Here is a 26,751-nt window from a genome sequence, read left to right as displayed (position 1 = left end):
GCCGGCCGCTGGCCGGCTGCTCCGGATGCCACGGTTGCCGGCCAGCGGCCGGCACTACCATCAGATGTGACCAACCATCGCCGGAGCGTCCATCACGGGTCAACCGCCGACGATGCGACCATCCACCACGCGCGCCACCTGCTGGCCGAACATGGCCACGTCCTGTGGATCGTGGCTGATCAAAAGCAACGGGATGCCGGTCCGGTCCAGCACCGTTTCCAGCTCCTGGCGCAGGTGCTGGCGCAGGTCATGGTCCAGTGCGGAGAACGGCTCATCCAGCAGCAGCGCCTGTGGCTGCGTCACCAGGGCTCGCGCGAGAGCAGTTCGCTGGCGCTGGCCACCCGATACCTGCGACGGCAGCAGATCGCCCACCGTGTCGATGCGGAATGCGTGCAGCCACTGCTCCACCGCATCGAAACGCTGGCCGAGCCCCGGATTCAACCAGCCCTTCTGCAGCCCGAACGCCACGTTCTGGCGCACGCTCAGGTGCGGGAACAGCGCGTAGTCCTGGAACACATAGCCCAGCCGGCGGCGCTGCGGCGGCAGATCCACGCCGGTGGCCGCATCGAACAGGGTCTGCCCCTGCACGCGCACATGACCCTGGCCCGGCCGCAGCAGCCCGGCCACCGCCTTCAAGGTCAGGCTCTTGCCCGCGCCCGAGGGCCCGAACAGCACCACCTGGCGCTGCGTGCACTGCAGCGATACGTCCAACACGAAATCCTGGCCGGCCGCCTGCAGGCGACGCTGCACCTGCAGGTCAAGCCACATCGCGCAGCTCCCGGCGACGCCCGCCCACCAGCCGCGCGGCCAGCAACAGGATCACGATGCAGACCACCGAGGTCAGGATCACCAGCGCATTGGCCTTGCCGTCCTGGCCGGCCTGCACCGCCTCGTAGATCGCGATCGACAGGGTCTGCGTGCGGCCCGGAATGCTGCCCGCCACCATCAGCGTGGCGCCGAACTCGCCCATCGCGCGCGCAAACGCCAGCAGCAGGCCGGCGAGGATGCCGCGCCAGGCCAGTGGCAGCGTGATGCGGAAGAAAACCGCCGCTTCGGATACACCCAAGGTGCGTGCGGCCTGCTCCAGCTGACCGTCCACTTCCTCGAACGCCGCGCGTGCCGGCTTGAACACCAGCGGCAGCGAGGCCACCGTCGCAGCAATCACGGCCGCCTGCCAGGTGAACACCAGGTTGATGCCGAACCACGACTGCAGCCACGCACCGATCGGACCATTGCGACCGATCAGCACCAGCAGGTAATACCCCAGCACCGTCGGCGGCAGCACCATCGGCAAGGTCAGCAGCGAATCCAGCAGCTCACGGCCGGGAAATCGCCGCCGCGCCAGCAATGCGCCCAGTGCCACGCCCAGCACCAGATTGATCGCGGTGGCCCAGCCGGCCACCTTCAGCGACAACCACAGTGCGCTCCAGTCCAGATCCATGCCTCAGGGCTTGCCGAACCCGTGCCTGGCCAGGATCGCCTGGCCTTGCGGCGAACGCACGAAGGCAGCGAAGCGCCTGGCCTCCACCGCCTGCGTACTGGCCTTGGTCACCGCCAGCGGATAGGCGATGCGCCCGGGCACCGGCACCGCGAAGGCACGGCGCACCCGGTCGGGCATTGCCTGTGCATCGGTGGCATAGACGAAGCCGGCATCCACTTCACCGCGCGCCACGTAATCCAGCGACTGGCGCACGTTCTGCGTCGTGATGATCCTGCCCTGCACCGACGGCCACAGGCCCGCCGCTTCCAGCGCGCCCTTGCCATAGCGGCCGACCGGCACGCTGTCCGGGTTGCCCAGTGCGATGCGCTGCACACCGGCACCGGCCAGGTCCTTCAAGGTACGCGGCGCCGCCTTGGCCTGCGGCGGCACCACCACCCACAGCGCGTTCACCGCGAACACCTCGCGGGTGCCGGCCGCCAGCAGATCCTGCTGCTGGGCCTGGTCCATCGTGGTCTCGTCGGCCGACGCAAACACATCCACCGGTGCACCGCGGCTGATCTGTTGCAGCAACACGCCGGACGCGGCGAAGTTGAAATCGACCTCGGTGCCCGGGTGCGCCTTCTCATAGGCATTGCCCAGTTCGCGGAAGCTCTCGGTCAGGCTCGATGCCGCCGAAACGGTCAGCGTGGCCGCCCAGGCCGGCACTGCAGCCAGCATTCCCAGCACCAACAGCCCCGCTCGCATCATGGGTCGGCCCCTCGCCTGCCTGATCAGTCCAGTCCGGATTCCCGAGCCACGGCCAGTTCCGCCAGCCGCTCGGGTTGCAGCAACAGCATCTCACGTTGGTTCACCGCAATCACACCCTCGTCGCTCAACCGGCGCAGCACCCGGCTCACCGTCTCCGGCGCCATCCGCAGGTAGTTGGCAATCTCGGTACGGGCCATGCTCAGGTTGAAACGGGTGGCCGAGAAACCGCGCCGGGCATAGCGCTCGGAAAGATCCAGCAGGAACGCCGCCATGCGCTCCTCGGTGCGATGGTTGGCCGCCAGCGTAGCGACCTTGCCGATCTCCGCACTGAGCAGGCTGAACAGCCGCGCCTGCAGCCCCGGCATGCGGGTGGCCAGCAGGCTCAATCGCGGGAACGAGATCCGGCACAGGTAGACGGTGTCCAGGGCCACCGCATTGCAGGGGAAGCGCGCGCCATGGATGGCATTGAGCCCAATCACCTCACCGGGCAGGCTGAACCCCAGTACCTGCTCGTTGCCCTGGCTGTCATCGACGAAGGTCTTGACCATGCCGGCACGCACGGCTGCGATGGAATCGAACGGATCACCCGCACGGAACAGGTAATCACCGGCCTGGAACGGCCCCACGTGGTCGACCAGCACATGAAGCTCGCCCAGCGCGGTCTTGTCGTAGCCCTGGGACATGCAGGCGTCCGAGAACGCACAGGTACTGCAGAAGTGCAGCGCGTCACCGTCATCGGCCGCTGCCGGATTGGGCGTGGCCGGTCGGGACGCGGAGGGAGCGGAGGGATTCAGGGGCATTGCAGCAACGCAGGAACGAAGGCCCTCATCATACGACAGCGCACCACCCGGCCCTGAGCAACCTGCGCCTACTCGGGCGCAGGTTCAGATCGTCGCTGCGAGCCACGCTGCCGCATGCTGTCGCGCACATCCACGTCGAACTGCAGCTGCAGCATGCTGTCGTCATCCAACGCGATACCGAAGGCCAGGCCATCGCGGCAAGGCAGCCTCCCCGCCAGCGACTCAACGGCCTGGCGCGGCAATACCAACCGGCAGAATGTCCCGCCATCGAGCAACACCGCCTGATCGCCGGCATGCAGCGACAGCGCCACGCCCCAGCCGCCGCTGCCGCCGAAGCGGGTCAGGTTCTCGACCGACTCGCCGGCCAGCAAGCGTGCCAGCTCTTCCTCATCCACGCGCAGGCGCATCGATTGCTGTTGCAGCTGGACCTTCATGCTGTGATGGACTCCCACTCTGATGGCGTATTGCAGTTGAGCAGCAACGCCTGATCCTCGGGTGCCAATGGCAATCGGGTCACGCCCAGGCGTTCCTGCAGGGCGCGAAGTGAACGTCGCGCCATCGGATCATCAATCAAGTCCCGCAGCACGCGGCGGCAATGATCATCGATCTGCAGCCGCATCGGCAACGGTTCATCGTCGAATACCGTGCAGGCGCGCGCTTGATCGGCCTGCAGACGTAGCAACAGCGCGGGCGTCATCCGCGGCGTATCGACCGGCACCACCCAGGCCGGCCCGTCAGGCATCTGCATCGCCACGCTGTAGAGCCCGCCCAGCGGGCCGCAGCGTGCCACGCAGTCCGGCACGCCGCCGAACGCCGGGTAGTTGCCGCTCACCCATACCCGCCCGGCGCCCGCCTGCTTCAACACGCCGCGCATGTGTTCCAGCAGGGTGCGGCCCTGCCAGGGCAGCAGCGCCTTGTCGCGGCCCATCCGGCTGGACAGGCCACCGGCCAGCACGATGCCGTTGATGCTCATCGCAGTAGGGCCACGCCATGCGTGGCTGCGTCGGCCGGATTCATCGGGAACGCCTCATCCACGCATGGCGTGGATCTACTGGACCCGGCGCCCTCCCGAAGGGCGCGGTCAATGCCCATGGTCATGTGTGTGGTCGTGGGAGTGCGAAGCTTCGCTGTCCACATGGCACAGGCTGCAACCCTCGCTCCACTGGCTGTCGCCGTCCTCGTAATGCTCCTGCTTCCAGATCGGGCACTGGTGCTTCACCACCTCGATCAGCTGCCGGCACGCGCGGAACGCCTCGTCCCGGTGCGGACTGCCGGCAGCCACCACCACCGCCACATCGCCGATGCCGAGCCGGCCCTTGGCATGGGCCACATACAGCTTCAGCTTCGGCCCGAACGTGCCTTCGACCTCGGCCGCCAGGCGCTTGAACTCGTTCAATACCAGCGGCTCGAACAGGTCGTAGGTGATCCCGGTCACCCGCCGGCCCACATTGACGTCGCGCACCTTGCCGATGAACACATCGATGCCGCCGAAGCCCGGATCGGAGACCGCCGCGATGCCCTCGGCCGGATCAATCGCCGCCTGCGCGCGGTCCACCACCTTCGCGATGATCGTCTCGCTCATCGCTCAGCCCCCGCTCACCGGCGGCAGGATCGCCACCCGGCCATCGTCGGGCAACGCGTCGTGGTCGCGCAGCACGCGTTGCTGATCGGCGAATGCCGAGTAATCCAGCAGGCCGGCACGGAAACCCGGCCAACGCAGTGGCAGCAGCTCGCGCAGCGCCTGGCGCAGATCGGCCACGGTGCCACCAGCCACCTCCACCGCGATTTCACGGCTTGCATCCAGATCGGAAAACGCACCGAACAACTGCAGATTCACCTGTCTCATCACGGCTCCTGGCTCGCCAGCTGCACCGGGTCCTGATGACCCCAGCCCTGCACACGCACCGGCGTGCCGGCAGGGGCCAGACCGCCCTCGCCTTCCAGCACCACCCAGGCGTTGGCCTGCAGCATGGACATCAAACGGAACGACTCCTGCCCGGCCAGCACGCGCGCACTCAGGCGACCCTGCGCATCCACTTCCACCCGCGCCCGCGCGTGGAAGCGCAGGCCGGGCGGCGTGCGCACGTCGGCCTGCAGGGGCAATGTCAACACCGGCTCCGGTGCCAGCCCCAGCAGGCGGCGCAGTACCGGCTCGACAAAGAAGCGCTGGCCCACAGCGGCCGAGACCGGGTTGCCGGGCAGGCCGAAATACAGCGCGCCATTGGGCAGCACCGCAAACAGCAACGGCTTGCCCGGGCGGATTGCCACCTTGTGGAACACGATGCGCGCACCCCGGCCGCGAAGCGCATCGGGAATGAAATCGTAGCGGCCGGCCGACACCGCGCCGGTGCTGATCAACAGCTGCGCACCCGCGTCCAGCGCTTCATCCAGCACGGCATTGAAGGCGGCCACGTCGTCGCCCACCGTGCCCTGCCAGACCACCTCGGCACCGGCGGCCTGCAGGCGGCCAACCAGGTACGGCCGGTTGCTGTCACGAATCTGCCCGGACGCCAGCGTCTGCGCCGCCTCGGTCACCAGCTCCTTGCCGGTGGCGATCACCGCGGCCCTTGGCCTTGCCACCACCGCCACCTCGCCCACGCCGATGGCATGCAGCAGGGTGCGCGCGTTGATGTCCAGCACCTGGCCGGCCTGCAGTACGCGCTCGCCGTCGCTCACATCCTCGCCACGCAGGCGCACATTTTGGCCCGGCTTTACCGTGCCCTTCAGGGCAATGCGGGTCGGGCGGCCATCCTCGCTGGCGAGGATCTCCACGTTCTCGACCGGTACCACCGTATCCAGCCCGGCCGGCATGCGCGCACCGGTCATGATTTCCCAGGCACCCTCGCCGCCTTCGGCGCCGGCATCGCCGGCCGCCTGCCAGCCCTGCACGGCAAATTCGGTGCCGGCCTCGAACGTCGCGCCGTTGGCGCGCAGCGCGAAGCCGTCCATCGCCGAATTGTCGAACGGCGGCAGCGACTGTGCGCTGTGGATGTCACGGGCCAGCGTGCGGCCCGCGGCCTTGTGCAGCGGCAGGCGTTCGGCCGGCAGCAGCGTAGCCGCGTCCAGCAGGTGCTGCAAGGCCTCGCTGTAGGCAATCATCAGTGGCCACCGCCATCGACCATGGCCAAGGCGTGGCCCAGCACCGGCGCCAGAATATCGAGGCACTGCGCCGCCGCCTTTGGGCTGCCCGGCAGCGCGAACACCAGCATGTTGCCCAGCTGCACCACCTCGGCGCGGCTCAGCCAGGCCATCGGCGTGTGCTGCGCGCTCAGCGCCCGCACCATCTGCGCCAGGCCATGCACCGGCCGCGCATTCAACGAACGCAGCGCCTCCGGAGTCAGGTCGCGCGGGCCCAGCCCGGTACCGCCGGTACACAGGCACAGGCGCACGCCCTCGGCGGCCAAGGCCTGCAGGCGGCCTGCCAACGGCTCGATGCCATCGGGCAGCACTTCGGCCGCCACCACCTCGCCACCCAGCTTCTTCAGCCCGGTCACCAGGGTCGGGCCGGAGACATCTTCATAAGTGCCTTCACTGGCGCGATCGCTCAGCGTGATCACCGCGCAGGCCGCGCCTTCCAGACCCTTCGGCGCACGCGGCTTGAACCGCTCACGCTCGGCCTCGTCCATGCCATCCGGATGCAGCCAGACACCGCGCTTGCCGCCCTCCTTGAACAGCAGGCGGATGCCTTCGATGCGCAGCGCCGGCTCCACCGGCTTGCTCAGGTCGTACAGGGTCAGCAGCGCCGCGTTGACGCCGGCCAGTGCCTCCATCTCCACGCCGGTGCGCGCCTCGCTGGCGCACTCGCACCACACGCGGATCGCCTGTCGCTCCGGCACCGGCGCGCAGAACACCTGCACCAGCTCCAGCGGCAACGGATGGCACAGCGGCATCAGCATCGAGGCCATCTTCGCGCCCTGCAGGCCGGCTATCTCGGCCATCACCAGCGCATCGCCCTTGGGCAGGCGGCGCTCGACGATCAGCGGATAGGCCACTGGACCGGCATGCAACTCGCCCACCGCCACCGCACGGCGGCGGCTGATGCGCTTGTTGCGCACATCGGCCATGTGGAAGGCCGCGTTCAATTCCCCACTCATCGTGTTGCTCATCCTCCAATGGAGGCCAGGTGCGGGGTCAGCCCGGTCTGGCCCTGATGCAGTCCATGCCCGGCCGCTTTCAGGCCAAGCTGGGTGGTGATGCGTGCCAGCAGCGCGTCGTGGTCCTCATCGCGCTGCAGCAGCGGGCGCAGCGGCACGCCGAACTCGCCGAACAGGCACAGCCGCAGGTCGCCCTTGGCGGTCACCCGCAGGCGGTTGCAGCCCTTGCAGAAGTCACGCGAATACGGGGCGATGATGCCGATGCTGCCGCGACGGTCGGGGTGGCCGAACTCGCGCGCCGGGCCGGCGTCGGCCGCGCGCGGACGCTCTTGCCAGCCCGCGGCCAGCAGCTGCTCGACCACCACGTCGGCGCGCAGGTGGTGGCGCTGGAAATAGGCTTCGTTGTCGCCGGTGCGCATCAGTTCAATGAAGCGCACGCTGAAGGGGCGGTCACGCAGGTAGTCCATCCACCGCGGCAGCTCGTCGTCGTTCAGGCCACGCAGCAGCACCGCGTTGAGCTTGATCGCCGGCAGGCCCAACGCCTGCGCCAGCGCCAGACCCTGCTGGATCTCCGGCAGGCGGTCGTGCCCGGTGATGATCTTGAAGCGTTCGCGCTGCAGGCTGTCCATGCTCACGTTCAGCGCGGTCAGGCCGGCCCGGTGCCAGCCCGGCAGGCGCCTCGGCAACAGCGTGCCATTGGTGGTGATGGCCACTTTGCGGATGCCCGGCACCGCCGCCACGGTGGCGATGATCTCGTCCAGATCCTTGCGCAGGCAGGGCTCGCCGCCGGTCAGGCGGATCTTGCTCATGCCCAGCGCCGCGAAGGCCCGCACCAGGCGGCCGATCTCATCCACCTGCAGGAAACGCGGGCGGCCGTCGGCCTGGTACCCGTCGGGCAGGCAGTAGCTGCACCGGAAGTTGCAGGCTTCGGTGAGCGACAAGCGCAGGTACGGAAAGCTGCGTCCGAAGCTGTCGGTGAGTTGGCTCATGGCTGTTCCGCCTCCTGGTACCACCCTGCAGCCCTGCCCCTGAACGGGTTGTCGACCCCAGCCCGCAGAGTGCGCTGGGGCGTTGAAAGCGTCAACCCGTGAGCCACGCAGCCTGAATTGGCGCCGCCTGTCGTGATAGGCCCTCACCGCCCGGCCCGTTCGCCGTGACAACCTCGACACCTGTCGCAGATTGCACGTTGCGGGCGGATCACTACGCCAGCCAGCACTGGCGGGGCTTAACAGCGTAGGACAATGTCAAAAGCGTCTCCAATCGAGTGATGTTTGCAACTCTTCTGATTGGCATTGCACAGCGCCAGGGGCTCAGATGGCGTGCCACCGGAAAAGGGTGGCCGGGCTTCGAACACCCGAGTTGATGTTGATGTATGCGCTTGCCAGCCGGCGCCACCTTAGCGTGGCGCCGGCTGGCAATCCGTCTGCCGGCTATGGCGGGCGGTGCGTGGGGGCCTTCGGGCCCGCCGGACTGACATCAACCCGGTGTTCGAACCACGTACCGTCCGCCACTTTTATGGGTGGCGGCTACCGATTGCCCTGCACGGAGCCTTGCCATGAACGAATCGGACCTCCCGCATCTGCACGCCTACCGCGGTACCGCCCACGACGACGGTTCGCCACAGCCTGCGCCTGCTGTGGACAGGAACACCTTCATTGCGAATCTCAACCGCATCGGCTCCGGTGCGGCGGCCGATGGACAGCCCTGGCCCGAGCGGCATCAGCTGCCCGGGCGCTGCCTGGCCCTGGCCGACGCCGATTGCGCGTTGAGCGGGTTGCGGGTGGTGCTGGAAATGCTGCTGGCGGCCGAACGCACCCGGCAGAACGGCGAACCCGGGCAGTACGTGGGCGACCGGGTGATGGAGGGATTGGTCATGGCCTGCCAGTCGTTGTGCGCGCAGGCGGTGGGGCGGTTGCAGCCCGAAGGGTGAACGCGATGCACAACGCCCTTCAGCGAGAATCGCCTCCCGACCGACACGCCGTCGGCGCAGCGCCCTTGTCCGGGGGAACTGCGTGTACATTCCAGCGATCTGCCAAAGCGCGTTCGACGCGGACAGAAAATGACCGTGCCTCGGCGGGCGTTTCCTTCAGAAAAGCCGATAGCTATCTCGAAGCGATCCAATCCGAGATCCCCGCCTCCAGTCCAGAGCCATCTTCCCGCTTCACTCCGACGTAGACGACGGGGCGCTTCATGTCCACCTTTGCCTTGGCAAGCTGGCGATCCAATTCAGCGCTGCCATCAAAGAACTGCATTCCTTCGTCCTTGGCGGTAGAGCTGAGGGTCTGCTTGAACCGCTTCAAGCCGTCTTGGTCATGCACGCAGAACTGGAGCATCTTGAAGGGCCGCTTTCCTAGAGCCCATGCGCCGCCAGAGAATCCAAGTCCGACTCCAATCAGAAGTAGTGCTGTCAGGATCCTCACCATCATCAAGGCCCCAATATGCAAGGTGTGGCGGCCAACCCCGCCGCAGAGTCAAAAATCATGACCCCAAGTAGATCTCCGCTCGGTCTTCTCAGTCAGCTTCCCCTGGATGAGGGAGACCTCGTCGGGGGTGATGAATCGGGGCACGGAATGTCCTGTTGAACGCACTGACGTTCGCATTCACCACGGTCAACAGTTGCCGGATGGTGTAGCGGGCGGTACCTGCCGAGGTGACCAGCGCGATGCGATTACCTGTGACGTCATGATCTCAAGCCCCCTTGCAAAGAGGGGGTTGAGAAGGCCCGCTACTCCGGGGACCCATCTGCAAAATGCTGCTTTCTCCTAAACGCAACGAGAACGAAGGCTGTCGCAGCCAGGAAGGCACCACACGCATCCCAGATTCGGCCCAGCCACAGCATCAAAGCGAAAATGGCCAGCCACATTACAGATAGTGCAAGAAACCATCCGCGCGTCAGCTTCATAGGGCTCAATACACAGTTTGAATTCCAACCATAGCGCAGACGAGAGCCAATGCAACCTAATAGATTGCCGGCGTCCCTTCCTCCAACTGCTGCAACGCCGGCGGCAAAGGGCAAAAGCAGCGTCAGATCCGACGCACCAGATGCCGGCAAGGTCAGCCACGTTGATAGGCGGGCGGAAGAACCCGCAGCGCAGGCGCAGCGACCTCATGCACCATGACTTCCTGCACGGGGAATCGGTGTTATACCTCACAACGTTACCAGCACGACCTGTCGCGAGGTCGGCAGGCTGCGGCACTCCGCTGCAGACCTGACCCATCGGAAGGGCTGGCACGCGTCACGGCCCACGGGAATGGCAATGAAGAGCAGCCGAGTGACGTTGTGGGTGCTGGCCGCGGTGATGGCCGCTGCAGGCACCGCCCACGCCGGGGAAATCCAGGTGGATTGCGGCGACTACGCGCTGCAGGCCGAAGAGACCGGGGCCGGCCCGATCACCGTGGTCTTTGAATCCGGTTTCGGGCAAGGCTCGGGCGCCTGGAAGGAAGTGGTTGCGGGTCTGGGGCGCGACTACCACAGCATCACCTACGCCCGTGCAGGGCTCGGCAAGTCCGGCAGCGACGGTCACCCAAGCGCATCGATGCGCATCTGGCCGACCTCACGGCCGTGATCGATACGCTCGCTCCCGGTCGCCGCGTTGTGCTGGTGGGTCATTCCTATGGCGGCCTGCTGGCCACGGAGTTTGCACGCCGCCATCCGGAACGCCTGCAGGGCCTGGTGCTGGTGGACCCGGCCACGATGGGTCAGCGCCATGCGTTCAAGCAGTCCGACAGTACCCGCGTGCAGGCAGACGATGCCCAGCTGCAGGCAATGCTGCCGCCGGCCATGGCCGCCGACTATGCCGTGCTGACCGAACAGCTGGATGCACCCGGTGCGGAAACCCCGCGCACGATGCCGGACGTGCCGGTAGCGCTGCTGACTGCAACCCAGCTGGCTGCCGAACCGCTGTTCTTCGAAGAGACCGCAGCGGGCAAGGCGCTCTGGAAAGCACAGCACGCCCTGCTCTTCTCGGGATTCACGCGCGGCTCGCATCGCTACCTGGCGACCGGGCACACCCTCCAGCGCGAGGATCCTGCTGCGGTGGTGGCCGCGATTCAATCTGTCTCAGGCACTTTAAAGTAGCTGTTCCAGGCAGGGGCTTCCCCCGCTGTTCCCTGCTACTGCCCACGCAGGCGCACCGCAAAGTACCGCGCCGGGGAAAGGCCAAGCGCTTTCTTGAACATCGTGATGAAGGCCGTCACCGACTCATAGCCCAGCGTCTCGGAAACGCGTTGTACGGGTGCACCGGCGGCGAGTTCCCGAATGGCGATGAGCAGGTGCAGTTGCTGCCGCCAGCGCCCGAAAGACAGTCCCGTTTCCCGTTCGATGAGGCGGGTCAACGTGCGCTCGCCCAGGGCCAGGCGCACGGCCCACTGGCCGATGGTGCTGCGGTCTGTCGGATCCGCCGACAGCGCCGCAGCCAGCGCACGCACCTTCGGGTGATGGCTGACCGGCAGCGACAGATGCTCAGCCGGCATCTGTACCAGCTCGTCCAGCAACACCCGCGCCAGCCGGTCGGTGTGGCTGCCATGCGGATAGTCCAGCGGCGCGTCGGCCAGGTGCAGGATCATCTCGCGCAGCATCGGCGAGATGGCCAGCGTCACGCACTGCGCCGGCAGGTCGACGATGCCGGGCTCGACGAACAGGTAGCACAGGCGCGCGTTTGCGGTGGCGCGGTTGCTGTGCGGCATGCCGCCCGGAATCCAGACGCCACACTGGGGCGGCACGATCCACAGCGCATTGGCCACTTCGCAGGTCACCGCCCCATGCAGCGCAAGAATGAGCTGGCCCTTTCGATGCTCATGCACCGGAATTTCCGCGTCGTGCTCGGCCACCTGCAGGCGGCTGGCAACCGCCGGGCGATCGGTCTCGTCCGGGTCCAGGTCAAAGCCGGGGAGCGAAATGCGAGCCATTCTCACATTGACCGGTTTTAGCGATTGATTGTCATTGTAGCGAAATTCGCCGGTGCGGCCGATCACTAGCATGAGCCGCATGCACTCCCCCACTCCTGCCCGTCCCCACGTGTTCCAGGCATTCGCCCGGTTGAAAAGCCCTGCCCTCAGGACCGATCAGGAGGCGGTGCTCTTCTCGCTCAAATGCCTGCTCGCCGCGTCGCTGGGGCTGTATGTCTCTCTAAGGATCGGCCTGAATCGCCCGTTCTGGGTGATCGGCACGGTCTATCTGGTATCGCAGCCTCTGTCCGGGGCGACACTTAGCCGCGGCCTGTTCCGCCTGCTCGGTACCGTGGGCGGGGCCGTCGCCACCGTCGTGCTGGTGCCGCGTTTCGCCAATGCACCCCTGGTGCTGAGCGCCGCGCTCGCCACCTGGATGGCGCTGTGCCTGTATCTGGCGATGCTCGACCGCACGCCGCGTGCCTATGCGTTCCTGCTGGCCGGCTATACCACCAGCCTGATTGGATTTCCTGCGGTGATGGTGCCGGGAGACGTGTTCACCATTGCCATCACGCGGGTGCAGGAAATTGCCATCGGCATCCTGGCCGCAACGCTGGTACACGCGCTGGTGCTGCCGCGCCGGGTCTCGATGCGCGTGCACGCACGGGTCGCTGCCGTGCTGGATGACGCGGAACGATGGACACGGGACATGCGCGCCGGCGCATCGGACACGGTGCTGGCGACGGACCGCTCGAAAGTGGCGGCGGACCTGCTCGAGCTGCATGTGCTGTCGATCCACCTGCCCTTCGACAGCGCCCACGGCGTGGCCCAGGTGCAGATCCTGCGTGCTCTGCATGATCGGATGCTGGACGTGCTGATGCTGTCCAGCGCGGTGGAAGATTCCATCGCTCGGCTGCGTTCACCGCAGGCCGGCACAATGGATGCAAGCGGCTGGCGCGATCTGCTGCAGGCCAGCCTCGCCGCGCAACGGGCCGAACTCGACCTCGCCCACGCCGACTGCCGCGTGCTGCAGGCACAACTGCACACTGCCCGCCCCGACTGGCGCCTGCATGTGCCTGACCGTCTTGCGCGGAATGTGCAGGGCGCAGCGATTCACCGGGATCACAGGAACGCCGCGCGCAGCGCACTGGGGGCGTTCGTAGGCATCCTGCTGAGCTGCGTGCTGTGGATCATTACGGGCTGGTCGGACGGCGCCACGGCGGTGTCCATCATCGGCACTGCATGCGTCCTGTTCGGCACCCTCGAAGCACCGGCACCACACGTCACGCGCTATCTGGTGGGATCCTGCATCGGCGTGGCCGTCGGCCTGCTCTACGGTCTGCTGATCTTCCCCGCGTTGTCCGATATCACCGGCCTGATTACCGCGCTCGCGCCGGTACTGCTGCTGTGCGGATCGTTCCTGGCCCGGCCGCCATTCACCATGGCTGCCCTGGGCGTGGTGCTGACGTTTCCGCTCATTGCCAGCCTGGGCGCGACCAATACGACCAACATCGTCGGCGCGCTCAACAACAGCGTTGCGTTGTTCATCGGTACGACGGTGGCACTGTGCAGCATGCAGCTGTTGCAGACCGCCGATGCGGGCCGCAACCGCGCTCGGCTGGAGCGGTCGATCCGTCGGGACATCGCACGACACGCCGCCGGACAAGGCGGTGCGAGCCGCGCGTGGCTCAGCCGCATGCTGGATCGAATCGGGCTGCTCGCTCCCAGGTTGCAGGGCCGTCCCAGCGCCGCGCACGACCTGCGGGCATTGTTTGCGGACGTGCGTGCGGCACGTGCATCCAGCCAACTCCGCGCGCTGGAAAAGCGGCTGCACAACCCGCAGGTTCGGACGCTTCATGCGGCGCTGGTCGAACGCATCGCTGCACATTTCGGGGTTCGCGCCCACTCGGCACGCAGTGTCGACATCCATCTTCTGGAACTTCTGGACCGCATGCGCGAGGCAGCTGCGGCCAGCAGCGGGGTCGATCGAGAGCATCTACTGCACCTGCTCTGCGGGTTGCGCTGCGACCTGCTCGTACCTCCGCTCACCCACCGGCGCTGACCTCATGCTTCCTGATCTTTCCATTGATGGCGTGCTGATCCCCGGCCTGCTCGCCGTGGCCGCCGCCGCGCTGGTGCTGTCGATGCTGACCTCACGTCTGCTCGCCAGCCTCGGCCTGTACCGGTTGTTCGCCGCGCGGCCGCTGGTGGGCCTGTCCCTGTTCGTGATCCTGGCGGAGCTGATGATCCGGCTCTCGCCCCTGCTCGAGAAATGAAATGAAAGACCTGCTTGCTGTCATCGGGCGCTGGAGCGCAACCCTGGTAGTGTTCGCAATTGCCGTCGTCGCTGCACTGGCCATCTGGCATCGCTACGAAACACGCCCATGGACGCGCGATGGGCGGGTGCGCGCCGATGTCGTGCGCGTTGCGTCAGACATGGGGGGGCTGGTCACCCAGGTGCTGGTGCACGACAACCAGCGGGTCAGTACCGGGCAGCTGCTGCTGGTGCTGGATCAACCGCGCTTCGCTGCCGCACTTGAGAAGGCCGACGCAGCGGTCAGCAGCGCACGCGCCACGCTGGCGCTGGCCCGCCGCGAATCGGCGCGGGACAACGCACTTGGCAACCTGGTCGCTTCGGAAACCCGCGAACGCAATGCCGCCAAGGTCGATACCGAGCTGGCCACGCTGGCGCAGGCACGGGCCGAACAGCGCGTTGCCCAGCTCAACGTGCAACGCACCGAGGTGCGCGCAACCACCGATGGCATCATCACCAACCTCGACCTGCACGCGGGCGACTACCTGCAACCCGGTGCGCAGGCACTGGCGCTGATCGACACCGGCAGCCTGCGCATCGAGGGCTATTTCGAGGAAACCAAGCTGGGCTGCATCACCGAGGGCGATGCCGCGGTGGCGCGGCTGATGGGGGACAACCGCGACGTGCGCGGGCACGTGGAAACCATCGCCGCCGGCATTGCCGACGATCAGCGCTCAAGCACACACAACCTGCTGCCCGCCGTGGCGCCAACTTACACCTGGGTGAGGCTGGCGCAGCGCATCCCGGTACGCATCCGCATCGATGATGCGCCGTCGGACACCCGCCTGATCGTGGGTCGCACTGCGAGCGTGACCATCACGCCCTCGGCACAGGGAGCCTGCAAGTGAGCCTGCGAACACTACGCGGTGGGCTGCTTGCCCTGCTGCTGCCGATGACGGCCTGCGTCTCCGGCCCCGACTATCACCTGCCTGCGAATGCCGTCGCTGCCACGCCACGGGCAGCGCGGGCATTCGTCTCGGGCGGGGAGGCATCATTCAGCCACGACGCGCCACCGGATCGGTGGTGGGAACTGTATGGCGACCCCCAGCTTGACGGCTACGTGCGCGAAGCACTGGCGGCCAATACCGACCTGCGCGCTGCCGATGCCAACCTCCGGCGCGCCAGCGCTACCGTGCTGGAGTATCGCGCGCGCGGTGCCGTACAGGCCGACGTGGATGCGTCGGGCACGCTCATCCATGCCGGTGGCTACACCCAGGCGTCGGCCGCGCCGCAGTCGTACGCGCTGGGCCTCCACCTCTCCTATCCGCTGGATCTCGCAGGTGGCATCCACCGCGGCATCGAAGCCGTCAACGCGGACGCGGAGGCTGTCGCTGCGGCACGCGACCAGGTCCGCGTGGTCGTCACTGCGGCCGTCACCCGTGCCTATCTCCAAGTGTGCACAAGCAATCACACGCTCGCTGCAACCCGGCAGGTGCTGGCGATACAGCGCGCCACGCTGGAGGCAACCCGACGCCTTGCTGCAGGCGGGCGCGGAACGGACTTCGATGTCAGCCGTGCCGGTGCAGCCGTCAATCGCAGCGCGGCGGCGATACCGCACCTGCTGGCGGAACGGCAGGCCTCACTGTTCGAACTGGCCGCATTGATGGGCAGGCTCCCGGCGGACTATCCCAGGGAGGCCGAAGCGTGCCCACGGCCCCCGGAGCTGGAGCAGGCGCTGCCGGTCGGTGATGGCTGGCAGCTGCTCCAGCGACGCCCTGACGTACGCGCAGCCGAACGTAGCCTGGCCGCCGCGACTGCAATGATCGGTGTCGAGACGGCGGGTCTCTATCCGCAGATCACCCTGGGCGCCTCTTCGGGCGTGGCCGGCACACCGGCGCATCTGCTGTCGGCCGACGGCTTCGGTGCGAGCATCGGTCCCGTGCTGTCATGGCACTGGCCCAACCGCCGCGTAGCCAAGGCCCGCATCGCGGCGGCCGGTGCCAATGCAGATACCGCGCTCGCGTCCTTTGACGGCGTCGTGCTGCAGGCACTGCGCCAGACCGAGACCGCGCTTTCTGCCTGCACGCAGGAGCTTGAACGCGAGCGCAGCCTGGCGCAGGCGCGTGGGGATGCAGCGCGGGCCGCCGGGCAGGCGCAGCAGCTCTACCGTTTCGGCAGGATCGATTTTCTCGACCTGCTTTCGGCCCAGGCCGCGCTGGCAGATGCGGAGTCCGCATTGGCCGTCTCGCGCGCGGAGCGCATTGACCGGCAGATGGATCTTTTCCTGTCGTTGGGTGGAGGCTGGGCTGCAACAGATTCAGCCCCGGGCGGGGTCCAGTGACCCGTTGCCTGGCAGCGGCTGCAGGCCGCGCCGTCTGTTCAGAAAAGTGCCGCCCAAACCCGTATTCATTCACACTGACTGCCCTATATTCCCGCCACAGCGCCGCATGCTGCGGCCATGACGGAGGCACTTCCATGAAGACCACACGTTTGCTTGCCATCGCTTTGACCACCGCCACCGCGTTGGCTGCGGCCCCCGCCTTCGCTGACCCGCCGCATCACGCCCGCGGCAACGGCCCGCCGCCGCATGCCGGCGGCCCGCACAACCGTGATGCGCCGCCGCCCGGCTGGCAGAAGAAGGCCTGGCGTCGTGGCGACCGCCTGCCCTGGGCCGAAGTGGACCGCCGCTACTGGGTGGACGATTACGCGCGTTATGACCTGCGCAATCCGGGTCGCGGCCAGCGCTGGGTGCGCCAGTCCGACACCGAGTACCTGTTGGTGGAGATCGCGACCGGCTTGATCATCGACGCGCTGCATCGTTGAATGCGGAGCGCGCCGGGGCCCTGTAGCCGTGGCCCCGGCGGCGCTTCCACCCTACGAAGGCCGTCATGAAGTATGCGAACCACCGGAATCCAGGACGCGCTTCTCGCTGCGTGCCTCGCCGCAGGCCTGCCGGCCCACGCAAGCCAGCGCCCATCATCGGCTGATGTGAATGCCATCGAACAGGTGGTCGAATCGTTCCGCACCTCGTTGATCAACAAGGACAAGCCGACCTACATGAGCCTGTTCTTTTCGGACAAACCGGAAGATATCGGCTGGCAGTTCGTTTCCGAAGATGCCGGCCCATTGAACGTCGCTTGACGCGGCCGAACCCAGGCCGCGATCCATTCAGCATGCGCATTGGCAATCAGTCAGGGATCGGGCACAGTTCGGCCACGCGCAAGGACGCACGCCATGACCCGCCTGCTGATCATCGAAGACAACCCCGAGCTCGTAGCCAACCTGTACGCTTTCTTTGAGCCTATCGGCTACGTGCTGGACGACGCCCGCGACGGTGCCAGCGGCCTGCGCCGGGCCACGCAGCACGACTACGACGCCATCCTGCTGGACCTGATGCTGCCGCGCCTGGACGGCATGACGCTGTGCCAGAAGCTGCGCCAGGAGTTCCAGAACCCGGTGCCGATCCTGATGCTGACCGCGCGCGACCCGGTGGATGACCGGGTGCAGGGCCTCGCTCTCGGCGCCGATGACTACCTGGTCAAACCGTTCTCGCTGAAGGAACTGGATGCGCGGATCAAGGCCCTGGTGCGACGCGCCCAGGGCCGTCAGGTCGACAGCGTACTGGCGTGGAAGGACTTGCAGGTAGATACGCGCTCGCCGCAGGCCTGGCGACAGGGGCGCTGCATCGCGCTGACGCCTACGTCGCACAAACTGCTGATGTGCCTGGTACGCGCGGCCCCGGCCGTCGTGCGCAAGCAGGAGATGGAATACCTGGTCTGGGGCGACGAGCCACCGGACAGCGGCGCGCTGCGTACCCACATCCATGAGCTGCGCCTGCAGGTGGACCGCAGCTTCGGCACCACGTTGATCGCCACGGTGCACAGCGTCGGCTGGCGCATGCCGGCGTGACCCCTGCCGCTCTCTACCGCCGCCTGGCCCTGCGTACCCGCATCACGATTTCGTTCGTGCTGCTGATGGCCGGCGCGATGGGCTTCATCGTCCTGGCCGAACAGGTGGACTACGACCAGGTCAGGGCCGCGGTCATCGCCCGGACCCAGGATAGTGCCGTGCACAAGCTGCAGGCGGCACTGGCCCGTGGCGAGCGCCCCGCCCTGCCCCCGGGCAGCCAGCTGTACGACAGCCATAGCGTGCCGATGGTGCTGCGCCAGTACGGCCTGGGCTACCACGGCGAAGCAGGACCCGACGAGTGGCACCTGCGTGTGTTCGACAGTGGCGGCCAGCGCTACTACCTGCTGCAGGACGCTGCACCCTATGGCTACCTGGAACACCTGATCAATGCCTTCGCCGCGGTGGTCATTTCGATCTGCGTGCTCGGCGCCTTCCTGATCGGTCGCAGGGTGGCATCGCACGTCATCGCGCCCATCACGCAGTTGGCCGATGCCGTGCAGAGCGGGCGGAAGCCCTTTCCCTGTCAGGACGCCCGCGACGAGATCGGTGTACTCGCCCGTGCCTTCGCCCGGCACAGTGATGACCTCGAACGGTTCCTGCATCGCGAGCAATGCTTCAGCGGCGATGCCAGCCATGAGCTGCGCACGCCCTTGGCCATCATCGGCGGCGCTGCGGAAACCCTTGCCTGCCAGCTTCCGTCCGACAGCCACCTGGTCCCCAGCGCGGAGCGTATCCTGCGCACTACCCAGGAGATGCAGCGCCAGCTGTCCTGCCTGCTGCTGCTCTCACGTACCCCCGGCTCCGTGCCGCGCAACAAGGTGGCCCTGCGCCCATTGATCGAATCCTGCATGGAGCGCTGCCAACCGTGGATTTCCGGCAAGCCGGTGATCGTTGCGTTTGATGCCCGGCATGACGCCGTGCTGGACACCAACGCAGATCTGGCGCACAGCGTGATCTGGAACCTGCTGCGCAACGCATGCCAGTACACCGAAAGGGGCGAAGTGAGGATCACCCTCCACGACACCGCACTCACCTTCGCCGACACCGGACCCGGCCTGCCCTCCAGTATCGACCCACAGCAGTTCCAGCGCTTCGTGCCCGGCAGCCCGCACAGTGGCGAGGGACTGGGGCTGTCCATCGTGCAGCGCATCGTCGAGCACCTGGGTTGGAGGATGACGGTGCGTTCCTCGCAGCAGGGCTGCCGGTTCAGCCTGGAGTGGCCCATCTGACGGTTTCCTGACGCGCGCCTGCACATGCTGGGGATTGCTCACTTCACGGCGGAAACGGCATGCAGCACCCCAAGGACAGCGGCAAGTACCCGCATGGCAAGACCGGCCTGGGCCGCATCTTCCACACCCTGATCCATTCGCGAGACGGATTCATCGCTACCTTTCGTGGCGAGGCTGCTTTTCGCCAGCTGCTGCTCCTGCACGCGCTGTTGATCACTGCAGCGTTCGTACTGGACATCAGCGCGGTCGAGCGCGCATTGGTGTTGGCAGTCTGCTTCATCAGCCTGCTGGTGGAACTGCTCAACTCGGCGATCGAAGCCGTGGTTGATCGCATTTCGCTGGAGCAGCATCCGCTGTCCAAGAACGCCAAGGACATGGGCAGCGCCGCGCAGACCACCGCGTTGTTGATGGTCGGTGCGGTGTGGGGCGTGATCCTGCTGGGCTAGCCCGGCAATCCTGACAACTTCCTGATAAAGCCGTTTCGATACTGCGCGCACTCCTGTTCCGCGGAACCTGCTCGTGCGTCAATGCCTCCGTTTCCCACGGCCCCATCCGATCGTTCTGGTCTGGGCCGCCGCACTGTTCTTCGCCACGATTGGAAACATCGCCCTCTGGAAGACGCTGTGGGGGCTGATCGACCTCAACAGCCTGCGCAGCGTGCTGTTCCTGGCCAGCTTGCCGGTGGTGCTTTTGTGCCTGTTCAACCTGATGCTGACGCCACTGCTGGCACTGCCGTTCCTGCGCAGGCCGCTGCTGGTGCTGCTCGTTGTCGTCAGCGCCGCCTGCAGCTACTTCATGCTGCACTACAACGTGCTGATCGACCGCAGCATGGTGCAGAACGTGTTCGAGACCAACCAGGCCGAACTGAACGCCTATCTGTCGCTGCCACTGCTGTTGACCCTGCTGGCGCTGGGCGTGCTGCCCGCTGCCGGGCTGGCCCTGGTGCGCACCACCAGCGGGGCCGGTTCGATACGTTCGCTGCTGGTGTGGCCAGTCAGCGTTCTGGCGTCATTGCTGGTACTGCTGGCAATCGGCTTCGCGTTCTACAAGGACTATTCCTCACTGCTGCGCAACAACCGCCACATCCGCGACCAGGTGCTGCCGTTGAACGTGGTGCGGCATACCCACGGTTATCTGAAAGGTCTCTACAGCACCCGCCAGCAACCGCTGCGCGCGATTGGCATGGACGCACAGCGCGCGCCGGGCCCGCGCCCGAAGCTGGTGATCCTGGTCGTCGGCGAGACCGCGCGATCACAGAACTTCCAGCTCAACGGCTACCCACGCGCGACCAATCCCCGGCTCTCGCGCAAGGAAGGCGTCATCAGCTTCAATGATGTCTCCTCATGCGGGACCGCCACGGCCATCTCGGTGCCGTGCATGTTCTCGCAGATGACCCGAGGCCAGTACGACGACGTGCGCGCCGCAACCGAGGAGAACGTGCTCGACATCCTGCAGCGCACCGGCATCAGCGTGCTCTGGCGCAACAACAACAACGGCGGCTGCAAGGGCGTGTGCGAACGCGTGCCGACCGAGGACATGCCCGCACTCAAGGTGGCCGGCCACTGCGTCAACGCCGACGGCACCTGCTACGACGACGTGCTGCTGCACCAGTTGGGCGCACGCATCGATGCGATCAACGGCGACGCCCTGATCGTGCTGCATCAGCTCGGCAGTCATGGGCCGACCTACTTTGAACGGTATCCCGCAGCGTCGCGGGCTTTCAGCCCGACCTGCGACAGCAACCAGATCCAGCATTGCAGCAACGAGGCGCTGGTCAACACCTATGACAACACCCTGGTGCACACCGACCAGGTGCTTGCGGAGGCCATCGGCCTGCTGCGGGGCTACTCGGCCCACCGCGACGTTGCGCTGATCTATGTCTCCGACCATGGTGAGTCGCTCGGCGAACGCGGCATGTACCTGCATGGCACGCCCTACTTCATCGCCCCGCGCGAGCAGACCCAGGTGCCGATGGTGATGTGGTTCTCAACGGAGTTCAGCCACAACGCGGGCCTGGACCTGGCCTGCATGCGTGGGAATGCGCTGCACCGCGCCTACAGCCATGACAATGTCTTCCATTCCCTGCTGGGCCTGTTCGGTGTCAGCAGCAACGTGTACCAGCGCGATCTGGATGTCTTCGCCGGCTGCCGGGCGACGACCGGCGTGCCGCTCGCCACCGCGCCGGCCAAGCGGCACCGGCTGATGCCGGTCACCGCCCGGAACGTGGCGCGCTACTGCGCCGCCAGGGCGAAATCCAGGCCCGCACACACCGCCGCCACCTGGGCGTCGTTGCATTCCTGCGGGTTGGTGCGCGGGCTGTCCGGGTAGACCTCGGTGGTGGTGGCAAAGCGCGCATCGGTGAAGCCAGCGCAGGCGCCGATCGAACGAGATTCGCCCCAGACCACGCCCGGAGACTGCAACGGCAGGCCGACCAGATTGCCTTCGGCGTCGGCCGGGGCGATGTGGGTGATGGGCGCCACTGCGGCGATCAGTGCCTTCTGGAACTCGGCCTGCGGATCTTCACTGTTGCCGATCACGTAGAAGCCATCGGGAATGGTGTCGCGCTCGAACGGCTTGCCGTCGCGGGCGCAGCGGGCCGGATCGAACTCCTGCAGGTCGCTGTCGGTGGTCTCGTGCAGGTCCAGGTGCACCAGCAGGTTCGGCTTGCGCTCGGCCACCCAGGCCATCAGGGCGGCGGCTTCCACGATCTGGCCGCCGTCACGGAAGCTGCGGTTGGGGTCGATGGCGTCCGGGTTCCAGCGCTGGATGCGCTCATAGCCCCACGGGCTGACGCAGGGCGCGACGATCAGGTTCAGCCGGCCCAGGTAACGCTCCGCCTGCTGCTCCAGGAACTGCAGGGCACCGTGCACGCCGCTGGTTTCGTAGCCATGCACGCCACCGGTGATCAGCGCGGTCGGCAGCGCCGGGTTCCAGTCGTGGTTGACCACGGCGAACAGCGGGTAATGGTCCGGCGCATAGTCCAGCTGGCCGTACTGGATCACGTCGAAAACGCTGTCGTCCAGGCGCTCAAGGGCGGCCACCACGTCATCATGGTAGCTGCGCTGGCGCTGCTGGCGGGCCCGCCACTGTGCGCGTTCCGCGTCGCCCCAGGGCTGTCCGGGGGTGCCGATCGGGTAGAACTGCGCAACAGTCATGGGGGTACTCCAAGGATCGAACGGGTGGATGCAGCCGGACATTCTAAGCCTTGTCGCGCCTGCGGGTACCGCCCCCAGGCCCCGCCTTCATCCAGCCGGGGTCATCTGGTTGTAAAATCAACGGTTTTTGGCCCCTCACCCCTTGATGGCGAACGCAGCGCAGCCGGTCCTGGGTGGACCGGAGTTCCTCCGCCTGCTCGCCCGTCTCAGCGACGGCGCGATGCCGGCCAGCAGTCCCGCCCTGACCGATCGCCTCGGCCAGTGGGTGGACTGGAGCCGTGCCGTGGCCCTGTCCGGGGCGCTCGGAGGCAGCCTGCCCGAGCCCGGTGAAGCCGTCGAAGCGGTCGAGGATGTGCTGGCCGACTGCGCCCAGGCGCACGCCAGCCTGCGCGCCTCGATCAGTGAGGACGCCGAGGCCGAGCGCCTGCTGGACCTGGCCGAGGCCGCTGCCGCACCCAACTTCGCCTCGCTGCGCCAGCGCTACCGGGTGTTGCAGCAGGCCATCCAGACCGCCACCGGGCGCCTGCGCGGCCGCCTGCGCGACCAGCTGGTACAGGTCTCGCCGGAGCTGGCGCGGCTGGCCGAGGTCGATGCAGTGATGGAACAGACCCTCACCCCGCGCGAGCACAGCCTGCTGGCCACGGCGCCGGTAGTGCTCGGCGCCCGTTTTGACCGCGTGCACGGCCAGCCTGGCTGGCGCGCGGCCTTCCGCCATGACATGCGCACCCTGCTGCTCGCCGAGCTGCAGCTGCGCTTCCACCCGATCGAAGGGCTGCAAGACGCCCTGCGCTCCCACTGACCGGAACACCATGTCCAGAACTGCTTTCCATGTCGTTGTTTTCCTTGTCGGCCTGCTGGCCGTGTGCTGGATCGGCATTGGCTATGTTTCGGTGCATCCGCTGGGTGCAGCGGTGGCGGCGATCATCGCGGCCTGCTACATCGCCGGTGGCGTGGAGCTGTACCGCTACCGCCAGGCCAGCAACGGCCTGCGCACCGCACTGAACGACCTGTCCAGCGCGAAGGAAAGCCTCGCCGCCTGGCTGGAACGCGTGCCGCTGGGCCTGCGCAACGCCGTGCGCCTGCGCGTGGAAGGCGAGCGCACTGCCCTGCCAGCACCGGTGCTGACCCCATACCTGGTCGGCCTGCTGGTGCTGCTGGGCATGCTCGGCACCCTGCTGGGTATGATGGACACGCTGCGTGGCACCGGCCTGGCCCTGCAGAGCGCCACCGACATGGCCGCCATCCGCGGCTCGCTGGCCTCGCCGGTGCAGGGCCTGGCGGTGGCCTTCGGTACCTCGATCGCGGGCGTGGCCAGCTCGGCCATGCTCGGCCTGTTGGCCGCGCTGCTGCGCCGCGACCGCCTGCAGGCCGTGCAGCAGCTGGACCGCGCCATTGCCGGCGACCTGCACCCGTATTCGCAGACCTGGCAGCGCGCCGAATCGCTGCGCCTGCTGCAGGCACAGTCCGCCGCGCTGCCGGCGCTGGTCGACCGCCTGCAGGCGATGACCAGCACCTTTGAACAGCACAGTGCGGCCGCCAATGAGCGTCTGCTGGCCGGCCAGGCAGAATTCCTGGCCCAGAGCCAAGCGCTGCAGGAACGCCTGGCCCTGTCGCTGCAGCAGTCGCTGCGCGAGGGCGCTGAAGCCAGTGCCGCTGCCATCGGTGGCGCACTGCAGCCGATGGCCGAAACCACGCTGGCCGGCCTGGCCGAGCACGGCGAAGCACTGCACGCCCGTGTCGAGCGGGCCGTGCAGCAGCAGCTGGCCGGCTTGAGCGACGGCTTCGAGCGCAGCCGCATGGCAACCGAGTCCAGCTGGGCCAAGGTCCTGGGCGAGCAGACACAGGCACAGCAGTCGCTGGTCAGCGAACTGCGCCAGCACCTGCAAGCCTTCAGCGAGAACCAGGGCACGCATGCCGAAGCGCTGGTCGCGCGCATCGGCGAGCGCCTGCAGGCCGATGCACAGGGCAATGCAGAGGCCTTGCGTGCCGCCGCCGAGCAGCAGCAGGCCCTGAACGCCGCGCTGGTCGAGCGCCAGCAGCAGGCGCTGCTCGCAGCCGGCCAGCAGCTGGACGAGCACGCGCAGGCGTTGCTGCAGGCACTGGCCCAGCACCACAGCGCCAGCCAGTCCCTGCTGCAGGACCACGAGCAGCAGCGCTCGCAGGAGTGGCAGGCCGCGCAGGCCGCCGTCGCCACCGCGCACGCCGAGCTGCAGGCCAGCCTGGACAGCCGCGAGCAGCAGCGCCAAGCGCGCTGGGACGCGGTCAGCGCCGAGTTGCAGCAGGCCCACGCCGCCCTGCAGGCGCAACTGCAGGCTGGCGACGAACAGCGCCTGCAGCGCTGGAGTGATGCCCTGCAGCACGTTTCCAGCGAGCTGGCCGAGCGCCTGCAGGCCAATGGCGAACGCCTGGCTGCGCAGCAGCAACAGGTCTGCGACACGCTGGGGGCGACCGCGCAGCAGATCGGCGAGAACGGTCGCGCGCAGGCCAGCGCCACGCTGGCCGAGGTGGCTACCCTGCTGCAGACCGCCGCGGCCGCGCCGAAGGCTGCCGCCGACGTCATCAACGAGCTGCGCAGCACGCTGTCCGAGAGCCTGGTGCGCGACAACGCAATGCTGGAAGAACGCGGCCGCCTGCTGGCCACCGTGCAGACGCTGCTCGATGCAATCAACCATGCGTCGCACGAACAGCGCACCGCCGTGGACGCGCTGGTCGGTGGCTCGGCCGAGTTGCTGGAACGCGTGGGCAACCGCTTCACCGACCATATCGCTGCCGAGACCGGCAAGCTGGACGGCATCGCTGCCGCGCTCAACGGCAGCGCTGCCGAAGTGGGCCAGCTGGCCGGCACCTTCGGCGAAGCCGTCGCGCAGTTCGGCGCCGCCGCCACCGCGTTGTCCGGCCGCCTGGAAGAGATCGGTGGCGCCCTGGATGCCTCGCTGGCCCGCAGCGATGAACAGCTGGCCTACTACGTGGCGCAGGCGCGCGAAGTGGTCGATCTCAGCCTGCTGTCGCAGAAACAGGTAATGGAAGAACTGCAGCAGCTGGCCGCGCGCCGCGGCAAGGCCGGCAGCGCATGAGCGACGAGCTGGAGGTCGACGGCGGTTCGCACGCCCCGATCTGGGCCGCCTTCGGCGACCTGATGTCGGTACTGCTGGGCGCGTTCGTGCTGATCCTGGTCGGCGTGGTCGCGGTGCAGCTGGAGCTGTCGCAGCGGCTGGACCAGGAAGTAAAACAGCGCCAGGCCGAAGCCAAGCGCCTGCAGACGCTGGAACAGGCGCTGGCTGGACCGCTGGCCGCCGGCCGCGTGACGCTGGTGGATGGCCGCATCGGCATCAGCGGCAGCGTGCTGTTCGCGCTGAACTCCGACCAGCTGCAATCCGAAGGCCAGGAGCTGCTGCGCAGCCTGGCCGCGCCGCTGGCCGCCTATCTGGGCAGCCGCGAAGAGATCCTGATGGTCAGCGGCTTCACCGATGATGCGCCGGTACGCGAAGGCAACCGTCGTTTCGCCGACAACTGGGAGCTGTCCGCGCAGCGCTCGCTGACCGTGACGCGTACGCTCATCGCCGATGGCGTACCGGCTGACGCCGTGTTCGCCGCCGCATTCGGCAGCGAGCAGCCGGTCAGTTCCAATGCCAATGAGGAAGGCCGAGCGCGCAACCGTCGCGTCGAGATCGCGCCGATTCCCAAGCCCAAGGCCGCGGATGCCAAGTAAGCTGCCAGCGCTGGAGGGCCTGCGCGCACTGGTGCGTGATCTTGATGCGCGGTCGCGCTCGCTGCCGCATTACCCGCAGGTGCCGATGCTGCAGCAGGTGCAGCGCGAGTGGTCGGAGCTGCGCAGCGAACTGCAGGTGCGCCGCTCGCTGCGCACCGAAGCCCCCGCCGACGGTGGCCCGCTGAACTCGGCGGTGCTGGTGCAGCGCATGCTGGATACGATGCAGGCCACCAGCCCCGGCTACCTGCGCCACTTCATCGACTATGTGGACACGTTGTCCTGGCTGCAGGCGCTGCAGGATGGCGCCGCCAGCGGCGGTGAGACCGCAAAGCCGAAACGGACACGAAAGCCGCGCTGAACATTGAATGATGGTGCCGGCCGCTGGCCGGCATCACGTCCAGGCTGACCACGGCCGAAGCGCGCACGCGGCGCTGAACAACGAATGGCCGTGCCGAACATTGATTGGTAGTGCCGGCCGCTGGCCGGCAGCTACGCATCTCTGCGCGGGTCATGTGGTTGCCGGCCA

28 protein-coding genes and 2 pseudogenes are annotated in these 26,751 nt (G+C 67.3%); 16 read left to right on the top strand and 14 right to left on the bottom strand.

What is annotated here, in order from left to right:
* Positions 1-99: 99 nt before the first annotated feature.
* The 11 genes from BN1263_RS13220 to moaA all read right to left on the bottom strand — a co-directional run bounded on the left by BN1263_RS13220 (position 100) and on the right by moaA (position 8,071).
* Complete coding sequence (locus BN1263_RS13220; RefSeq protein ID WP_058981732.1) at positions 100-768, bottom strand: sulfate/molybdate ABC transporter ATP-binding protein; 669 nt, start codon at positions 766-768, stop codon at positions 100-102.
* Positions 758-1,441: a molybdate ABC transporter permease subunit gene (gene modB, locus BN1263_RS13215; protein WP_021204216.1), complete on the bottom strand. Its 684-nt coding sequence runs from the start codon at positions 1,439-1,441 to the stop codon at positions 758-760. The genes BN1263_RS13220 and modB overlap by 11 nt, the downstream gene beginning before the upstream one ends.
* Before the next feature lie 3 nt (positions 1,442-1,444).
* Positions 1,445-2,188, bottom strand: a complete 744-nt coding sequence (gene modA, locus BN1263_RS13210; RefSeq protein WP_058981731.1) for a molybdate ABC transporter substrate-binding protein — start codon at positions 2,186-2,188, stop codon at positions 1,445-1,447.
* A gap of 23 nt (positions 2,189-2,211) precedes the next feature.
* Entirely contained in the window at positions 2,212-2,988 is a 777-nt protein-coding gene (locus tag BN1263_RS13205; protein ID WP_058981730.1) for a helix-turn-helix domain-containing protein, read from the bottom strand.
* Positions 2,989-3,056: 68 nt separating this feature from the next.
* Positions 3,057-3,422: a hypothetical protein gene (locus BN1263_RS13200; protein ID WP_058981729.1), complete on the bottom strand. Its 366-nt coding sequence runs from the start codon at positions 3,420-3,422 to the stop codon at positions 3,057-3,059.
* Complete coding sequence (gene mobA, locus BN1263_RS13195; protein ID WP_058981727.1) at positions 3,419-3,961, bottom strand: molybdenum cofactor guanylyltransferase; 543 nt, start codon at positions 3,959-3,961, stop codon at positions 3,419-3,421. The genes BN1263_RS13200 and mobA overlap by 4 nt, the downstream gene beginning before the upstream one ends.
* A 108-nt stretch (positions 3,962-4,069) precedes the next feature.
* Positions 4,070-4,570, bottom strand: coding sequence for a molybdenum cofactor biosynthesis protein MoaE (locus BN1263_RS13190; protein ID WP_058981725.1), 501 nt, complete (start codon positions 4,568-4,570; stop codon positions 4,070-4,072).
* A 3-nt stretch (positions 4,571-4,573) separates the two neighbouring features.
* On the bottom strand, positions 4,574-4,834 hold the full coding sequence (locus tag BN1263_RS13185) for a MoaD/ThiS family protein (RefSeq protein WP_021204222.1): 261 nt from the start codon (positions 4,832-4,834) through the stop codon (positions 4,574-4,576).
* A complete protein-coding gene (locus tag BN1263_RS13180) occupies positions 4,834-6,087 on the bottom strand; it encodes a molybdopterin molybdotransferase MoeA (RefSeq protein ID WP_058981722.1) in 1,254 nt (417 codons plus the stop codon). The genes BN1263_RS13185 and BN1263_RS13180 overlap by 1 nt, the downstream gene beginning before the upstream one ends.
* The gene (gene moaCB / locus BN1263_RS13175) at positions 6,087-7,082 is read right to left on the bottom strand and encodes a bifunctional molybdenum cofactor biosynthesis protein MoaC/MoaB (RefSeq protein WP_058981720.1); all 996 of its coding nucleotides are present in this window, start codon (positions 7,080-7,082) and stop codon (positions 6,087-6,089) included. The genes BN1263_RS13180 and moaCB overlap by 1 nt, the downstream gene beginning before the upstream one ends.
* 8 nt (positions 7,083-7,090) lie before the next feature.
* A complete protein-coding gene (gene moaA, locus BN1263_RS13170) occupies positions 7,091-8,071 on the bottom strand; it encodes a GTP 3',8-cyclase MoaA (RefSeq protein ID WP_058981719.1) in 981 nt (326 codons plus the stop codon).
* A 566-nt stretch (positions 8,072-8,637) separates the two neighbouring features.
* Between moaA and BN1263_RS13165 the strand changes: the two genes are divergently transcribed.
* Positions 8,638-9,012: a hypothetical protein gene (locus BN1263_RS13165; RefSeq protein ID WP_058981716.1), complete on the top strand. Its 375-nt coding sequence runs from the start codon at positions 8,638-8,640 to the stop codon at positions 9,010-9,012.
* Between the two features lie 172 nt (positions 9,013-9,184).
* Here the strand turns inward: BN1263_RS13165 and BN1263_RS20905 are convergent, their stop codons facing one another.
* Entirely contained in the window at positions 9,185-9,382 is a 198-nt protein-coding gene (locus BN1263_RS20905; RefSeq protein ID WP_260832957.1) for a RasGAP domain-containing protein, read from the bottom strand.
* A gap of 957 nt (positions 9,383-10,339) precedes the next feature.
* Here BN1263_RS20905 and BN1263_RS13155 point away from each other — a divergent pair.
* Positions 10,340-11,160: pseudogene (locus BN1263_RS13155) on the top strand (alpha/beta fold hydrolase).
* 35 nt (positions 11,161-11,195) lie between these two features.
* On the opposite strand, the gene BN1263_RS13150 reads toward BN1263_RS13155, so the two are convergent.
* The gene (locus BN1263_RS13150; protein ID WP_058981714.1) at positions 11,196-11,990 is read right to left on the bottom strand and encodes an AraC family transcriptional regulator; all 795 of its coding nucleotides are present in this window, start codon (positions 11,988-11,990) and stop codon (positions 11,196-11,198) included.
* A gap of 70 nt (positions 11,991-12,060) precedes the next feature.
* Between BN1263_RS13150 and BN1263_RS13145 the strand changes: the two genes are divergently transcribed.
* From BN1263_RS13145 to BN1263_RS13100, 10 genes and pseudogenes are all read left to right on the top strand, one after another.
* A complete protein-coding gene (locus BN1263_RS13145) occupies positions 12,061-14,031 on the top strand; it encodes an FUSC family protein (protein WP_260832956.1) in 1,971 nt (656 codons plus the stop codon).
* Positions 14,032-14,035: 4 nt separating this feature from the next.
* Positions 14,036-14,245, top strand: coding sequence for a DUF1656 domain-containing protein (locus BN1263_RS13140; RefSeq protein WP_058981710.1), 210 nt, complete (start codon positions 14,036-14,038; stop codon positions 14,243-14,245).
* Position 14,246: 1 nt separating this feature from the next.
* Complete coding sequence (locus tag BN1263_RS13135; protein ID WP_058981708.1) at positions 14,247-15,131, top strand: HlyD family secretion protein; 885 nt, start codon at positions 14,247-14,249, stop codon at positions 15,129-15,131.
* Positions 15,128-16,564 carry an efflux transporter outer membrane subunit gene (locus BN1263_RS13130; protein ID WP_058981706.1) on the top strand — a complete coding sequence of 479 codons (1,437 nt, stop codon included), beginning with the start codon at positions 15,128-15,130 and terminating at the stop codon, positions 16,562-16,564. The genes BN1263_RS13135 and BN1263_RS13130 overlap by 4 nt, the downstream gene beginning before the upstream one ends.
* A 134-nt stretch (positions 16,565-16,698) precedes the next feature.
* On the top strand, positions 16,699-17,046 hold the full coding sequence (locus tag BN1263_RS13125) for an RcnB family protein (RefSeq protein ID WP_021204235.1): 348 nt from the start codon (positions 16,699-16,701) through the stop codon (positions 17,044-17,046).
* Positions 17,047-17,118: 72 nt separating this feature from the next.
* Positions 17,119-17,340, top strand: a pseudogene (locus BN1263_RS13120) (nuclear transport factor 2 family protein); the annotation flags it as partial.
* A 117-nt stretch (positions 17,341-17,457) separates the two neighbouring features.
* Positions 17,458-18,132 carry a response regulator transcription factor gene (locus BN1263_RS13115; protein WP_058981705.1) on the top strand — a complete coding sequence of 225 codons (675 nt, stop codon included), beginning with the start codon at positions 17,458-17,460 and terminating at the stop codon, positions 18,130-18,132.
* On the top strand, positions 18,129-19,361 hold the full coding sequence (locus BN1263_RS13110; protein WP_058981703.1) for a HAMP domain-containing sensor histidine kinase: 1,233 nt from the start codon (positions 18,129-18,131) through the stop codon (positions 19,359-19,361). Before BN1263_RS13115 ends, BN1263_RS13110 begins: the two co-directional genes overlap by 4 nt.
* Before the next feature lie 59 nt (positions 19,362-19,420).
* Positions 19,421-19,807, top strand: coding sequence for a diacylglycerol kinase (locus tag BN1263_RS13105; RefSeq protein WP_021204238.1), 387 nt, complete (start codon positions 19,421-19,423; stop codon positions 19,805-19,807).
* Positions 19,808-19,880: 73 nt separating this feature from the next.
* Positions 19,881-21,689 (top strand): phosphoethanolamine transferase, encoded by a 1,809-nt coding sequence (locus tag BN1263_RS13100; RefSeq protein WP_058981701.1) that lies wholly within the window; start codon positions 19,881-19,883, stop codon positions 21,687-21,689.
* Here the strand turns inward: BN1263_RS13100 and BN1263_RS13095 are convergent.
* The gene (locus BN1263_RS13095; protein ID WP_058981699.1) at positions 21,593-22,516 is read right to left on the bottom strand and encodes a M14 family metallopeptidase; all 924 of its coding nucleotides are present in this window, start codon (positions 22,514-22,516) and stop codon (positions 21,593-21,595) included. The two genes, BN1263_RS13100 and BN1263_RS13095, sit on opposite strands and share 97 nt — an antisense overlap.
* 145 nt (positions 22,517-22,661) lie before the next feature.
* On the opposite strand from BN1263_RS13095, the gene BN1263_RS13090 reads away from it, so the two are divergent.
* Genes BN1263_RS13090 through BN1263_RS13075 form a run of 4 tightly spaced genes read left to right on the top strand, consistent with a single transcriptional unit; the run spans position 22,662 to position 26,583 of the window.
* Positions 22,662-23,315, top strand: coding sequence for a DUF3348 family protein (locus BN1263_RS13090; RefSeq protein ID WP_058981697.1), 654 nt, complete (start codon positions 22,662-22,664; stop codon positions 23,313-23,315).
* Positions 23,316-23,325: 10 nt separating this feature from the next.
* Entirely contained in the window at positions 23,326-25,590 is a 2,265-nt protein-coding gene (locus tag BN1263_RS13085) for a DUF802 domain-containing protein (protein ID WP_058981696.1), read from the top strand.
* Positions 25,587-26,225: an OmpA family protein gene (locus BN1263_RS13080; RefSeq protein ID WP_058981694.1), complete on the top strand. Its 639-nt coding sequence runs from the start codon at positions 25,587-25,589 to the stop codon at positions 26,223-26,225. The genes BN1263_RS13085 and BN1263_RS13080 overlap by 4 nt, the downstream gene beginning before the upstream one ends.
* A complete protein-coding gene (locus BN1263_RS13075) occupies positions 26,143-26,583 on the top strand; it encodes a DUF2894 domain-containing protein (RefSeq protein ID WP_448226386.1) in 441 nt (146 codons plus the stop codon). The genes BN1263_RS13080 and BN1263_RS13075 overlap by 83 nt, the downstream gene beginning before the upstream one ends.
* Positions 26,584-26,751: the final 168 nt, after the last annotated feature.

The sequence above is a fragment of the Stenotrophomonas thermophila genome (genome assembly GCF_001499715.1).
Lineage (GTDB): Bacteria > Pseudomonadota > Gammaproteobacteria > Xanthomonadales > Xanthomonadaceae > Stenotrophomonas > Stenotrophomonas hibiscicola.
Note: the sequence above shows the minus strand (reverse complement) of the source record. Positions and strands in the feature narration are given on the sequence as shown.